General features: G+C 43.4%; 11 protein-coding genes. 9 read left to right on the forward strand and 2 right to left on the reverse strand.

All coding sequences use genetic code 11. The features are described 5' to 3' along the window. Positions 1-124 precede the first annotated feature (124 nt). The 3 genes from AC6F33_RS08550 (at position 125) to AC6F33_RS08560 (ending at position 5,461) form a co-directional block, all read left to right on the forward strand. Positions 125-1,780: a PucR family transcriptional regulator gene (locus tag AC6F33_RS08550; protein WP_255746509.1), complete on the forward strand. Its 1,656-nt coding sequence runs from the start codon at positions 125-127 to the stop codon at positions 1,778-1,780. A gap of 101 nt (positions 1,781-1,881) precedes the next feature. Then, the gene (locus tag AC6F33_RS08555; RefSeq protein ID WP_500778110.1) at positions 1,882-3,621 is read left to right on the forward strand and encodes an ABC transporter ATP-binding protein; all 1,740 of its coding nucleotides are present in this window, start codon (positions 1,882-1,884) and stop codon (positions 3,619-3,621) included. Next, positions 3,614-5,461, forward strand: coding sequence for an ABC transporter ATP-binding protein (locus AC6F33_RS08560; RefSeq protein WP_480947386.1), 1,848 nt, complete (start codon positions 3,614-3,616; stop codon positions 5,459-5,461). Before AC6F33_RS08555 ends, AC6F33_RS08560 begins: the two co-directional genes overlap by 8 nt. A gap of 152 nt (positions 5,462-5,613) precedes the next feature. On the opposite strand, the gene AC6F33_RS08565 is transcribed toward AC6F33_RS08560, so the two are convergent. Then, entirely contained in the window at positions 5,614-6,321 is a 708-nt protein-coding gene (locus AC6F33_RS08565) for a DUF1361 domain-containing protein (RefSeq protein ID WP_500778111.1), read from the reverse strand. A 241-nt stretch (positions 6,322-6,562) separates the two neighbouring features. Here AC6F33_RS08565 and AC6F33_RS08570 point away from each other — a divergent pair, with 241 nt between their 5' ends. The 5 genes from AC6F33_RS08570 (at position 6,563) to AC6F33_RS08590 (ending at position 12,365) form a co-directional block, all read left to right on the forward strand. Beyond that, positions 6,563-7,921, forward strand: coding sequence for an isochorismate synthase (locus tag AC6F33_RS08570; RefSeq protein WP_500778147.1), 1,359 nt, complete (start codon positions 6,563-6,565; stop codon positions 7,919-7,921). Beyond that, on the forward strand, positions 7,918-9,663 hold the full coding sequence (gene menD / locus AC6F33_RS08575) for a 2-succinyl-5-enolpyruvyl-6-hydroxy-3-cyclohexene-1-carboxylic-acid synthase (protein WP_500778112.1): 1,746 nt from the start codon (positions 7,918-7,920) through the stop codon (positions 9,661-9,663). The genes AC6F33_RS08570 and menD overlap by 4 nt, the downstream gene beginning before the upstream one ends. Next, positions 9,653-10,492 (forward strand): 2-succinyl-6-hydroxy-2,4-cyclohexadiene-1-carboxylate synthase, encoded by an 840-nt coding sequence (menH, locus tag AC6F33_RS08580; protein ID WP_500778113.1) that lies wholly within the window; start codon positions 9,653-9,655, stop codon positions 10,490-10,492. The genes menD and menH overlap by 11 nt, the downstream gene beginning before the upstream one ends. Then, the gene (menC, locus tag AC6F33_RS08585; RefSeq protein WP_255746518.1) at positions 10,489-11,607 is read left to right on the forward strand and encodes an o-succinylbenzoate synthase; all 1,119 of its coding nucleotides are present in this window, start codon (positions 10,489-10,491) and stop codon (positions 11,605-11,607) included. The genes menH and menC overlap by 4 nt, the downstream gene beginning before the upstream one ends. Positions 11,608-11,714: 107 nt before the next feature. Then, the gene (locus AC6F33_RS08590; protein ID WP_255746519.1) at positions 11,715-12,365 is read left to right on the forward strand and encodes an HAD family hydrolase; all 651 of its coding nucleotides are present in this window, start codon (positions 11,715-11,717) and stop codon (positions 12,363-12,365) included. Here the strand turns inward: AC6F33_RS08590 and AC6F33_RS08595 are convergent. Next, on the reverse strand, positions 12,362-13,096 hold the full coding sequence (locus AC6F33_RS08595) for an SIR2 family NAD-dependent protein deacylase (protein ID WP_255746520.1): 735 nt from the start codon (positions 13,094-13,096) through the stop codon (positions 12,362-12,364). The genes AC6F33_RS08590 and AC6F33_RS08595 overlap by 4 nt on opposite strands. A 116-nt stretch (positions 13,097-13,212) precedes the next feature. On the opposite strand from AC6F33_RS08595, the gene AC6F33_RS08600 reads away from it, so the two are divergent. Next, complete coding sequence (locus AC6F33_RS08600) at positions 13,213-15,471, forward strand: DEAD/DEAH box helicase (protein WP_500778114.1); 2,259 nt, start codon at positions 13,213-13,215, stop codon at positions 15,469-15,471.

Here is a 15,471-nt window from a genome sequence, read left to right on the forward strand (position 1 = left end):
AAGGAGTCATTTCATCATACGTTTTGTCTAGTCTTTTGGTATAAAACTTGACATTTAGCGTCTGTGTCAGATATTATGACATTAAAATGAACTATAACACAACATATATGGAGGGCTGAGGCAAATGGATGAAATGCCTTTTTGTGTGAATGATGTGCTTGAACGCCCACTTTTTCAAAGAGCGGCATTGATTGCAGGTGCTCATGGCTTGTTTCGAGAAGTCCGTTGGGTACATATACTTGAAATTACGCATGCTGCCCCTTATGTCAGTAAGCATGACTTGATTCTTACAACCGGTCTGTGGTTAAAACGTTCCGCAAAATCAGGATTGGAGTATATGCGTCAGATTATTGATCACGGCACCTCCGGACTTTGTATTGAGTTTGGAACGACGATTGATGAAATACCGGATAAGATCATTGCCCTATGCGATGATCATGATTTTCCACTCATACTGTTTCGTCAACCGATTCGCTTTGAAGAAATCACACAGGACATCCATTCGTTTTTAATCAACCAACACTTTGGTCTGTTGAAAAATTTGGAGCAATTTTCTCAAAAACAGCAACAGCTGATTTTGCAGAGTACGGACATTCCCGCAATTCTGCGCCTTTTACAGAGTTACTCTGATCGGCAAATTGTCTACTTATCGACTATTGAATCCAATAAATTTTACCCAACTGTATCGGAGGAAACCGCCCATACCATTAACACGTTTTGCAATGAGAAAAAGAAAAATTTTGACCGAATTCAGGAGACGGAAATTTGGAAAATGGACGAAACACGTTTTTTACTCATTCAGCCGGTCGTCTGCTTCGGTCAAGTGTTCTCCTGCGTCGGTATGCTCCTTCATCAAGCACATCCAACTGAGTATATGAAGCTGCTGATCGATTATACTGCAAAAGCAGTGGCGACGGTATTGCTGCGTACTCAATTTCTTGAAGAAAAAATATTGAGCAATCAGAATGAACTTATTCAGGATATTCTCAGCAAACGGATCGAAAATGAAGACCAAGCACAGATGAGAATGGGACTTCCATCACCAAACGGTGAAAAATATATCTTTGTCGGCGGCATTATTGAATTTGAACATAATGTGATTGAGGACGGACCTGAGCGCATGGAAGCCCGCAACCAAGATATTCTGGTTCTCACTCGATCCTTATTAAAACGATACCAAATGCATCACCTGCTGATGATGAAAAATAATCAAGTCTATTTCATTTGCGCTAAGGAACGCGTGACCTCGGAGTCACTCGCAGGATTGTATAAAAATATACAAGGTTTGATTAACGGATTGGATAAATATATAAATCAAGCGCTGCCCAGTTTGAAATTCCATGTCGGTATTGGAAAATCGCGAACACGATTATCGGAAGTGTGGATGAGCTTTAAAGAAGCCTATCAGGTAATCGAGATTTCTCAAACAGTTCCTGCAATGGGAAAATGTAATTTTTATGGAAATCTTGGCGTTTATCAGCTGCTTAATGCTGTTCCTGAGCCTATACTGAATGAGTTTATTCACGATCAACTCGGGCAAATCATTGATTATGATCAAAAGCATCATCTTAATTTAGTAGAGACGCTGTCCATGTACTTTAAATGTATGGGATCAAAAGGAGAGACAGCGAAGAAACTGTTTATTCACCGGCAGACCTTATACAATCGTCTGGAAAAAATTCGAGACATTCTAGGTGATGACTTCTTTGAACCAGAGCGACGCCACTGTCTGGAAATGGCGCTGCTTGGCTATCCTCTGCAGGCTATTGAAGAGCAATAATTGAATTGTACAATGTTCAGTGGCGTCCTAATTACAAGGACGTTTTTTTACTGCTATACTGAAAGTATTCACCTTTGGCTGAGACAGAAAGAGGGTTTTTCATGGGCTATCTGACTATTTACTGGAGAAGATACAGAATCAGGTTCTTATTTGCAATTTTATTTCTGTCGCTCGAAGCTCTGGCAGATTTGCTGCAGCCGGCATTGATGGCGCAAATTGTCGATCAAGGCATTGCACAGATGGACATGCCTCAGATTGAACGATACGGACTTCTGATGCTTTTGATTACAGCAATCGGAGCAGTTTGTGCGAGTATGCGCAACATACTTTCGGGTATTGTATCCCAACGATTTGCCCAAGATTTGCGTCAAGATTTGTACATAAAAATCCAAAATCTGCCGCAATCCGGAATTGATCAATTTGGCGGTGCTTCGTTGATTACTCGGCTTACAAACGATGTAACTCGGGTTCAAACTTTTGCCAATGGTCTCATGCGTATTATGGTCAAAGCGCCTCTTGTCGGTATCGGCAGTCTGATCATGGCTGTTCATCTGAATGCAAAACTCTCACTGGTTTTGCTTGGGATTGCACCGATTATTGCACTGCTGATTGTTTTAAATATGAAGATCAGTTATCCGTTTTTTCGAAATGTGCAACTTGCGCTTGACCGGGTCAATCGATCAATGCAGGATTACTTATCTGGTATCCGTGTAATAAAAGTTTTTAATCGTTCTGCTTATGAACAGAAACGGTTTCAAATAAATAATCAAAAACTCGGTCATCTTTCTTCTTCTGCTTCAAAGGTAGGAAGTGTATTCAGTCCCATGATCAATCTGACTGTAAACACGGGGATTCTAGCCATTCTATGGTTTGGAGGAATCGGTGTGGATCATGGAACAATGCAGGTCGGTTCAATCATTGCCTTTACTAATTATATGATGCAGCTCCTGTTCGCAATTATGATGGTGAACAACGCCTTTAATATGCTTGTGCGTGCAAGAGCTTCAGCGGAACGCATCGGCGATGTTATGAATCACAAGTCGGATGAGCGGTTTCCCAAAAATACAAATCAGAAATTGGGCCAGGAAAATAGAGGAGCCCTTCATTTTCAACATGTAACTTTCTCATTTCATAAAAATCAAGGACCTGTATTAAAAGATATTCATTTTCAGGTCAAACCAGGAGAAACACTCGGAATTATTGGCCCGATCGCATCAGGAAAGTCGACGCTTGCTCAATTGATTCTTCGCTTTTATGATCCCGATCAAGGGGAAATTCTTTTTAACGGACATGATATCAAAAAATATACGGAAGAAGAACTGCGGAAGAAAATAGCCATTGTGCCTCAGCAGCCATTGCTTTTCAGCGGTTCAGTCATTGAAAATATTCGCTGGGGGGACGATCAGGCGAGCAATGAATCGGTCTATCAAGCCGCAAAGATTGCGGATGCAGATCGCTTTATTCGCCGATTCCCGCACGGCTATGAATCATTGATTGGCCAGGGAGGCGTTAATTTATCCGGCGGACAGAAACAGCGCATTTCTATTGCACGTGCACTCGTCCGTAAACCAGATCTTCTTATATTGGATGATGCAACAAGTGCTGTCGATGCGCATACGGATAAAACAATTCGCAGTCAATTAAGACAGTCATTAAGAAACCTGACCTGTATTATTATCTCGCAAAAAGTGTCTTCAATAAAAGACGCTGATCAAATCGTGGTTCTTAATGAAGGCCGCATTGAGGCCATTGGAAAACACGATGATTTATTATCACGTTCATCATTTTATCGAGAGGTTTACACGACTCAGCTGAGCGAAGGAGGAGTCCAGCATGGATGACAAAAAATCCGGTGCGAGTCGAGCGAATACTGCAATTCCGGGAAGAGGCGGCAGAAAAAGAGGCCCGGCTCGGTTTGCTCCAGTTGAAAAACCAAAGCAAATGCGAGAGACGCTGCATCGTTTAGGCATTTATTTTGCTCAGGAGAGGCGTGCATTGTGTATCGTGTTTGGTTTAGTCCTTCTCGATTCAATTGTCACCTTGCTGATTCCCTACTTTATCGGAGTGGCTATTAATCAAATCGGTGTTCACACAGGTTCTGTTCATTTTTCAATGCTGATTAAGCTATTGCTTGTTTTGGCTGTCTTTTATTTGTCTGATGGCATATTGACTTTCATTCAGGGATGGCTCATGGCCTCGGCAGGGCAACGTATGGTTGTCGCACTTCGACAAAGTCTTTTTGGAAAATTGCAGAAGCTTCCTATCTCATTTTTTGATCGGCATAATCATGGCGAAATCATGAGCAGGCTGACCAATGACATTGAAAATATTGATGTAACGATTTCTCAGTCTACGGTGCAATTAATGAATGATGTGATCATGATTGTCGGTTCACTTGTAATGATGATCTGGATCAGCCCGTCATTAACCCTTGCTAGTCTGATTATGGTCCCACTTGTTATTATCCTGACAAAAACAATTGCTGTTCGCACTTCTAAGTTGTTTGTGGAGCAGCAGAAGGAATTGGGAACTTTGAACGGGCATATTGAGGAATCTATATCCGGACTATCAGTCATTAAAGCATTCAGCCATGAACGGAAGGAGATCGACCGTTTTACACAAATGAATCAACGACTGACCGATGTCGGCATGCACGCACAAATTTGGTCCGGGTATTTAATGCCGCTTATGAACGTCATCAATAATCTTGGCTTTGCCGCGGTCGCGTCGGTTGGCGGCTTTTTAGCTGTTAAAAATATGATCACCATTGGCATGATTGCGAGCTTTCTTACGTATTCGCGGCAATTTTCAAGGCCGTTAAATGATGTCGCCAGCATTTTCAACACATTGTTATCTGCAATTGCCGGTGCAGAACGTGTTTTCGATATCATGGATCAAAAAGAGGAAGTTCCGGACCATATCAATGCTCGACCAATAAGCAGCAAAAACTGCAAGGGTGACATTGATTTTCATAATGTCTCATTTGGTTACAATCCGAGCAGAATGATTGTGAAGCAGGTTTCATTTCATGCGCATGCCGGTGAAACCATTGCGCTGGTTGGGCCAACAGGTGCAGGCAAGACGACGCTTGTAAACCTGCTGACGCGCTTTTATGAGCCGAATGGCGGCAGTATTCGTGTCGACGGCGTTCCGATCACCGATTATCGACGCGCGGATTACAGAAGCTTATTTGGCATGGTGCTTCAGGATACCTATCTTTTTCACGGCAGTTTTACAGACAATTTGCGTTACGGACGACTTGACGCAACGGATGAAGAAATCAAAAACGCCGCCATTGCGGCACATGCGGATTCATTCATTATGGCGACAGAACATGGGTATGATACGATTCTTCAAGGCAATGGAGAAAATCTGAGTGAAGGACAGAAGCAGCTGCTTACGATTGCTCGTGCTTTGCTCTCTGATCCGGCGATTTTGATTATGGATGAAGCAACGAGCCATGTCGACACACAAACCGAACATGAAATTCAAGAAGGCATGTTGCGGCTGATGCACGGAAGGACAAGCGTAATCATTGCGCATCGACTTTCTACCATTCGTCATGCGGATATAATTCTTGTTGTTGAGGATGGGATGATTGCCGAACAGGGGAGTCATGAAGAATTATTGAAGAAGAAAGGAATCTATTTTTCGATGTACAGCGACCAGTTTTCTGTCTAATTGCAATCAATCTTGCGGTAGTGGTTTGGTTATATTGCGTCAAAACGTGTAAAACTGGGTTGTTGTTCATTACGGTTAAATTGGTGAGATGAACTGTCCGCACCGTTAAAATTAATGGTGAGAGCGAATAGGCAAGCAACGATGGATCTCTTTTACCATCGTTGCTTTTTTATGTTTGTATCAAAGTCTAAATGAGTGATTACGTTAAAAATAAGAGTAAAGAAACAGTAAACAATAAAGATATAGCATGCGGAAAGTAAAGAAAAACCGATTGAGAATGAGGTGAAATGACCGGATAGATAGGCGACGAATCGTTTCGGGTAAAAGACATCCCAGGAATTGAGACGCAGAAAACGCCCGATGTACATCGCAAATCCGCTTAAGATGAAAATGGACAACATTATAAAATTGGAAATCGGGTATACGTATTTTCTTAGAAATCGATGATCGATGATCCATAGTGAAAGCATACCTGCACATGTGCCGGTAAAAATACCGGCACCGATCTGAATAAGACTTAGCCAGGATAAGAAATCAGTTGAATAAATGATCGCTTGTTGTGCCGAAGCATAGAATGAAATGCGTTGCAGATGAATGAAGTCTGTAACCAGATAGGGTGCATTGGGAAAGAAAATGAGCCACAACAAACCTAGCAGCCATGTTCGGAGCCAGTCATGCACATCATCGGCAAGACACATGCAGATTGCGAAGAACAACGGAAGAAGTGACAAGAACAGGTTCCAGAGCATCATGACATTTATTGTCCGTTTGGTGAGCGCATATAAAAGCAAGCTGATAAGAATATAGAAAACAACACAATAGATGATTGGGTTTGGCGTATGGCGTCTTTTACGGAACATATGATCGAAATCCTTTCAATGAAGGTTGCCGGTTCTTAGGATTATATTAAGCTCGGACAAGTTTTACTCATGTTCCTCTTGTTAAGTGCCATTACTTTGAAATTGACATGAATAATTGAGAAGGGTTATCTTTAAAAAAGACATAAATTGTTCACATTGGTAACGAGATCAGACATCAGGTGATAAAGTGACGCGAACAAATCAGATGAATATATATCATGCAATTTGCTCTGCAATTGATATGGCTAAAACACTAGGTGGGAAACATGTGGTCAGTGAAATAAAAGAAATTGAATCAATAGATCCCATCCGATTTTATCATGCCGCTGAAAAACAATTTTGCGGGAAACGCTTTTTTTGGGAGAACCAGACGGACGGAACGATCTTAATCGGAGCAGGTATTGCTGCTTCAATCACCACAGAACGTCGCGAGAATTACGAGATGATACGAAAAAATTGCGATGATTTGTTAAAAAGGGCGCATGTCCTGGGTTCCTGCGGAGCAGAGGCAACTGGCCCTCTTTTGGTGGGCGGATTTGCTTTCGAAGCTGAAAAGCAGCCTTCGGAGGACTGGAAACCTTTTGGCTCAGGCTACTTCTTTCTGCCTGCATTTTTACTAACGATTCAAAAGGGCTGCTGCTACCTGACACGGTCGGTTGTCTGCACGTCCCATGATGATGCTGATCAATTAACTCAGCAACTTGTGCATGAAGAAAAAGAGTTATTCAGTCTTCTAAATGCTGATTTCTCTGATCTTAACGTGTTGAACTCGCTGGTTAAACAAATCGATCAGGATATAAAAGCTTGGAATCATCTTGTGGGAGAAGCGATTCGAACCATGGGAGGGACTGAATTAAAAAAGGTCGTACTTGCGCGCTCCCGAAGGCTGAAATACCAGCACAAGCTTTCGAGTGAATTATTGATTCATGCTTTGCGCACGCAACAAGACCAAACCTGTGTGTTTTGTCTTGAGAAAGGCTCTTCGGCTTTTGTTGGAGCGACTCCGGAACGATTGATCAAGAAACAGGGCAGAACCATTTATTCTGCATGCCTTGCTGGATCTGCAGCACGTGGAAGTACAGATGAAGAAGATGCAAGCCTTGGGAAATGGTTGCTGAATGATCGTAAAAACCGTCTTGAACATCAATATGTCGTCTCTACGGTCCGGCACTCTCTCAATGAACTATGTGAACAGCTGACGATTCCGGAGCAGCCTAGACTTATGAAGAACAAGAATATTCAGCACCTGTATACACCGGTTAAGGGGTACTGCAATGAATCGGCTTCACTTTTTGACTTCATTGAGTGCTTGCATCCGACACCTGCGCTTGGCGGATTTCCACGAGCACAAGCCCTATCTTGGATCAGCAAGCATGAGCCAATTGATCGCGGTTATTATGCCGCACCAATCGGCTGGTGCGACGCGCGCAATAACGGAGAATTTCATGTCGGAATACGTTCAGCACTGATTCATGAAGATGAAGCGGTTTTATTCGCCGGATGCGGTGTGCTGAAGGACTCAATACCAGACCAGGAATATAAAGAAACAGCCATTAAGTTTCGTCCAATGCTCAATGCGCTTTCAAGGAGGCACTTATGAATCATCAAGAGTTAGTGACGCACTATCTTTCTTCATTTGTTCATACATTATCACGGCAGCATGTAAATACAGCTGTAATCAGCCCGGGTTCTCGATCAACACCTCTTGCTATTCTCTTTGAGGAGCATCCGGCGATTCGAACCTACCTGGACATTGATGAACGTTCAGCAGGCTTTTTGGCACTCGGATTAGCAAAAGCATCGAAACATCCTGTCGTATTAATCTGCACATCCGGAACTGCAGCCGCAAATTACTACCCGGCAATCATTGAGGCTTATTTTTCACATGTGCCGCTGCTTGTTATTACTTCGGACAGGCCATATGAGCTACAGCATGTTGCAGCACCGCAAACAGTGGATCAGCAGGGAATGTATGGTAGTCATGTGAAACAGTATTTTCAACTTGAACTTTCTGAGCTTGATCTGGGCTTGCTTTCCTATAACCAGGCTCTGACGAGTCGGGCCGTCGCTATTGCGAACGGTCTCCCAAAAGGACCAGTACACCTAAATGTCCCTCTCAGAGAGCCACTCGTCCCATGCAGTCTGAGTGAAACGTCAAAACTGAACATAAATGCTCGTTCTGCAATACCAGTGAAAAGAGGAGTGCTTGCGCTTGACACGTTGCAGCTTGCGGATCTATCGGAACGTATTAATCATTCAAAACAAGGCGTAATTATCTGCGGAGATATGGGATCTGATCTGTCACTACCCGTGATCACGGAATTCGCTGAACGATCAGGTTTTCCAATTCTTGCGGATCCGCTTTCTCAGCTGCGCCGAGGATCCCATTCTATGGATGCCGTTATTGAGACCTATGACACTTTTCTTCGCAATGAACAGATTGCATCCGTATTCAAACCGGATCTAATTATTCGTTTTGGTGCTCCGCCGGTCTCTAAGGCACTCAAATTGTGGATGGAACGTCAAGTTTGTACTTATTTTGTTATTGACAGTGGAATGGAGTGGAGAGATCCGTCGGGCAAGGCTACAGAGATGATTTATTGTAATGAACAGCGTTTTTGTGAGGATTTGAGTCCGCTAATCCAAAAAAAGGGCGAATGCAAATGGCTTGGCTTTTGGCAGACAATTAATAATAAAACGAAATCAGTACTCCTGAGTATACATGACGAACAGACACTGAGTGAGGAGAAAATTTTCTTGAAACTGGCTGAGTGGCTTCCGGAGCAAGCAAATCTGTTTGTCGGAAACAGCATGCCGATTAGAGAATTAGACAGCTTTCTGTTCAATCGTCCGCAGTCCGCCCACATATTTGCCAATCGCGGCGCGAACGGGATCGATGGTGTGGTGTCGACTGCAGTCGGTGTTGCTTTGGCCAAACATCGTGCAATTCTCGTGATTGGTGATCTCAGCTTTTTCCATGATATGAACGGTTTGCTGGCTGCCAAACAATATCACGCGAACTTGACGATCATTCTGATCAATAATGATGGCGGAGGTATTTTCTCGTTTCTTCCTCAGGCATCTGATAAAACACACTTTGAAACCCTCTTCGGTACCCCGCATGGGTTGGATTTTTCACACGCTGCACAGTTATACGGTGCGCATTATACGAAAATCAGCAATTGGGAAATGCTTGATCAGCTGCTGACTGCATCTGAAGACGCAGAAGGGTTGAACATTATTGAGATCCCGACAAAACGAGCTGAGAATGTTGAGAAGCATCACTCACTGCAAAAGTGTCTAGATGAACAATTAAGGCGAGAAACAGCTTATGAAAGCTGAACTTCGTGGTGTAGTGTATCATTATGAACTAAAGGGAAGCGGGGTACCGCTGCTTCTGCTGCATGGCTTTACCGGAAGCGTGGAGACGTGGCGTTTCCTAGAAGATGTGATGCTTAAGGATTATCAACTGATTCTTGTCGATATTATCGGTCACGGACAAACTGGTTGTCCTAAGGATGCGCAACGATATTCAATTACTGAGACTGCCAAAGACATGAATGCATTGCTTGAACTGCTGGAATTTGAACGTGTACATGTTCTCGGTTATTCTATGGGCGGGCGACTTGCACTCAGTTTCGCATGTCTTTTCCCTGAACGTATCTCAAGTTTAATTTTGGAAAGCTCTTCACCGGGACTGAAAACGGAGGTAGAACGGCGTGAGCGGCGTTTGCATGATAAGGAATTGGCAGATTCCATCCGTAAGCATGGCATTCCCGCATTCGTCAGTCGTTGGGAACAGCTTGCTCTGTTTGATTCGCAAAGAAAGCTTTCACAACGAAAACGTGCTGTACTCCGTGCTCAGAGACTATCGAATCAACCAATCGGACTTTCGAACAGCCTCATTGGTATGGGCACGGGAGCGCAGCCCTCGTGGTGGGGACATTTGTCTTCATTGCGTTTTCCCATTTTATTGATTACCGGATCCATTGACAATAAATTTTGTATGATCGCATCTGAGATGCATGATCGCATGCCGAATGCTGAATGGCAGGTTGTTCCAAACGCCGGTCATGCCGTTCATCTAGAACAGCCGTTCCTTTTTAGTCAATATGTACATATCTTTGTGCAGAATCATACATCGGACTTTAAGAGAGGGGGAAGAAAATGAACCTTCATTCCATTACCGTACGTGTGATTTCATCCACTTTGAATGCGCCGTTTATGACACATCTTCAGCGAGTGACGCGCAGAGAGGCATTGATCATTGAAGTGATGGATACGGATGGGCGTGTCGGTTATGGTGAAGCGGATCCCTTTTCGAGTCCCTGGTATTCGGAAGAGACCATTCAAACATGCAGGCTTATGCTTAAAGAGTTTTTGATTCCTATTCTACTTGCTAATCGTTCGCTTCAACCTGAAAAATTGGACCAAATTTGGGCAGGGGTCCGCGGCAATCATATGGCTAAATCTGGACTCAGCCAAGCAATTTGGGATCTGTACGCAAAACAACAAGGTGTGTATCTAGGAAAACTGTTTGGTTCAACAAAGTCGACTGTTGAAGCTGGCGCGGTCATCGCTGCAAATGATCCGGAGCGTGCAGTTGATCAAATCGAAACCCTTGAAAAAACGGGTCATTACAAACGCTACAAAATAAAGATTTCACGTAAAAATGATTTTGAATTATTGACGAAAATACGACATCATTTTCCCGACCTCCCTTTAATGGCAGATGCAAATTCTGATTATAGTCTTGCGGATGCAGATCATCTGTGTCATTTGGATCAATTTCACTTAATGATGCTTGAACAGCCGCTTGCTTATAATGATTTAACGGATCATGCAATTCTTCAAAAGATAATTAAAACACCCATATGCCTGGATGAAAGCATCGGTTCTTATCAGGATGCTGCCAATGCAATTCAACTTCAAAGCGGACAAGTAGTCACCATTAAAATGGGACGTGTCGGCGGCTGGTCTCAGGCCGTGCGCATTCTCAACCTGTGTGTGACTCATTCGATTCCTGTTTGGTGCGGGGGAATGATTGAATTCGGTATTGCTAAGGCGCATAATATAGCGCTCGCTTCATTGGACGGTTTTTCACTGCCAGGAGATTTATTTGCTTCCCATCATTACTGGAAGCAGGATATTGTCACCCCAGCGATTGCCATTGATCAAGGTATGGTCATGGTTCCCAATGAACCGGGGATTGGCTTTGTCGTTGATCGTCCGGCACTTGATGCTTTGACTGATCATCACGAAGTTTATTGCAAAAAAGTAAAATAATGAAAGTAATGTTAAAATGGCTCAAATGTCTTTGACAAACTAAATAGATAAATAGGATACTAGTATATGGTTGTATTAAGTGATTAGGAAGCTGGGGGAGGAACACAATGGAACTGCGAAACGTGCTCTTTGATTTTGACGGAACGCTTGCAAACACCTTGCCGCTGACGGTTTACGCGATGCAAAAGGTGTTTAAGAACTATGACGGACAGTCATACGACGCTCATGAAATTGTAGCTATGTTTGGTCCGCCGGAAGAGGGAATGATTAAGAAAAACCTCAAGAACCAATCGGCTGCTGCAGAAGCGATTGAGCTTTACTTTAATTTGTATGAGAAAGAACATGAAAACTATGTTAAAAAGAATGCCGAAATTTTTGATATGCTGCATCTTCTGAAAGACAAGGGAATAAGGATCGGATTGATCACAGGCAAGGCACGTCGTTCCTATATAATTTCTGAAGAAAAGCTTGGATTTAAAGGCATATTTGACAGTGTCATTACAGGTGATGACGTCATGAATCCGAAACCGGACCCTGAAGGAATCAAACAGACGCTGATTAAATTTGAAGCCGATCCCGCTAAATCCATCTATATTGGCGATGCGAACGGAGATACTTTAGCTGGAAAGGCAGCTGGCATTCATACTGCAGCTGTACAATGGCTTGAAATGTCGCAATCGGACACTTACCCGGCAAATCCAGAATTTTATTGGACAAAAGTAAGCCAATTTGTCAACCTTCTGAAAAGCAGTAATTAATCTATGATCGTGGAATCTGCATCAAAATTCGCAAAATTAACCTTACAAAACTGATCAATTGCATCCATGTGCAGAGCGGGTCGATCGTTGATAAGAAGTGTCGGCACACCGAATTCTTCTGCGTATTCCGGAAGAAAATTGATCGGAGCGACTCCTAGTGAGGTTCCAAGTACCAGCAGACGATCTGCATGATTGACTGCCTGCTCCACGGCACGAAGGTCACGCACGGCTTCGCCGAACAGTACAATGTCCGGCTTCAATACAGTTCCGCATGTTTTGCCATCCTTAGAAAGGGCAGAACAATGCGGAATTTTTTGATTCAGCAGCGATTGAGTTGGATAAAGTGTCCCGCATTTCGGGCAAATGCAACGATTGAATGCTCCATGGACTTCAATAATCTTTGAGCTTGCTGCTTTCGCATGCAAACCGTCAATATTTTGCGTAATAATTGTGACTTCACATGTCTGCTCAAGATTTTTCAGCCAAAGATGGACGGAATTCGGCTTGGCGTTGAGTAATAACGGAGCATCAAACAATGACCAGTAGAAGGCCCAAAATTCATCGGGATGCGCCTGGAAGTATTGCAAAGTTAAGCACCGTTCTACATCTTTATTTTGATACAGGCCGTTTTTGCCGCGAAACGGAGGGATACCCGAAGGTACACTGATTCCTGCTCCGGTTAAAACGGCAATTTTATGATCGTTTTGAATCCATTCATTGAGTGTTGACATAGATAACCCTCCATGATTTTTAAATGAATAGCGAACATTCATTCGTTATGCTATAATGATGAACAAATGAAACTGAATGTTGCCATATGATGACTGATGAATTTGAGGTGGCATAAATGATTGGACGTAAAACAATCGACGACCTTCTAAGCCAGCTGAAGAGCGATCCAAATGTCGTACACTGGCATACTATTCCCAAGAAAGAGGCTCATTACGCACCTTTTCCGCAAACGCTGGACGAGCGAATAAAAACGGCACTTATTAACCGCGGTGTTGGTTCGCTCTACACGCATCAAGCAGATGCTTATCATGCGGTTATGGATGGAAAAGATGTGGTTTTAGTGACTCCGACTGCATCTGGGAAAACACTTTGCTACAATCTTCCGGTACTTGAAACCATGATTGAGCATCCTGAAAAACGAGCACTCTATTTTTTTCCGACGAAAGCACTTGCCCAAGATCAAAAAAACGAGATGGCTGAACTCATTAATACAATTGGTGTCCCTATTAAGAGCCATACATATGACGGAGATACTGCAGGATCCATACGTCAAAAAATTCGTCAGGCAGGTCAGATTGTAATGACTAATCCCGATATGCTCCATGCTTCCATTTTACCTCATCACACGAAGTGGGTCTCACTGTTTGAGAATCTTCAATTCGTTGTTATCGATGAATTGCATACTTATCGAGGCGTATTCGGCAGTCATGTAGCGAACGTCATTCGGCGGTTAAAGAGAATTTGCCGTTACTATGGCAGCAGTCCGCAATTTATTTGTACTTCGGCGACAATCGCCAACCCGCGAGAACACGCCGATGCATTAACGGGGCGAAAAATGTTCTTAATTGATCGTAACGGCGCACCGAGTGTACGAAAACATTTTCTGATTTACAATCCGCCGGTAACAAATAAGCAGCTGAATGTACGTGAAGACGAAAGTTATGCTGTTACGAGATTGGCCACTAATTTTTTGAAAAATAAAATTCAAACCATTGTCTTTGCAAGAAGCAAGCTGAAAGTTGAGCTTCTGGTGAGTCAGCTGCAAAAAATAAACAGCGGACGTCAGGATCGTGCTGCAATTTGTGCCTATCGAGGCGGCTATCTTCCTCTCGAACGGCGCAGGATAGAAAAGGGACTTCGCAGCGGTGAGATTATCGGCGTGGTCAGCACGAATGCTCTTGAATTAGGCGTGGACATCGGGCAACTTCAGGTATGTATTTTGACCGGATACCCTGGGAATATGGCAAGTGTTTGGCAGCAGGCGGGCAGAGCAGGAAGAAGACAAGAGGATGCAGTCATTATCATGGTGGCATCATCCAATCCGCTCGATCAATATATGGCCGGTCATGCAGATTATTTTTTCGCTCGGCAGCCTGAGGATGTGCGCATTAATCCTGATAATATCATGATTCTGATGGAGCATATTAAATGCTCCGCATATGAGCTTCCCTTTCAAAGAGGAGAGCTTTTTGGCGGCGAAAATGTGGACGAGCTATGCGAGTATCTTACTGATGAGGATGTGCTCCACTTTCAACGAGGAAAATGGTATTGGATGAGCGACGGTTTTCCGGCAAACAATGTCAATCTGAGATCAGCCGCGCAGGATTCATTTGCCATAGTGGACATTACCGATCGTGGACATGCAAAAGTGATTGGGGAAATGGATCGCTTCGGAGCGATGACAATGTTGTATGAGGATGCCATTTATATTCATCAGGGCATTCAATATCACGTTGATGACCTGGATCTGGAGGAGCGGAAGGCATACGTACGCAAAGTCAATGTCAACTATTACACCGATTCAGATCTGGCTGTTCAACTTGACGTTCTTGAGGAAGACAAACATGCCGATTTCGATGGCGGTAAAATCGAGAAAGGTTATGGCGACGTGTCTGTACGAGCATTACCGACGGTTTTTAAGAAAATTCGCTTCGAAACCTATGAAAACATCGGATGGGGAAAGATTCATCTTCCGGAATTGGAAATGCATACGAATGCGGCTTGGATCAGCTTCGAACCGGCATTATTTGATGTATTTGGAAAAGATGTCTTTCAAGGGGCACTTGTCGGACTGAGCCACTTGTTGCGCCATGCTGCGCCGCTTTTTGTTATGTGTGACCAGTCGGATCTTTCTGTGGTACCGAAAATAAAAGCACCGCATAATGAGAAGCCTTCAGTATTTTTGTATGATAAGTATCCCGGCGGAATCGGATTAAGCGAGAAATTGTATCAGGAGCTGCCTCTTTTGCTTGATAAAGCGAGTGAAATGATTAATAATTGCAGCTGTGAATCCGGCTGCCCATCTTGTATCGGCTTTGTTAATGAGGGCAAGGCAGCGAAGACGGCATTGCGCCGTTTATTAAAGGAACGATGA

The organism is Sporolactobacillus sp. BBK16-2, from assembly GCF_059878335.1.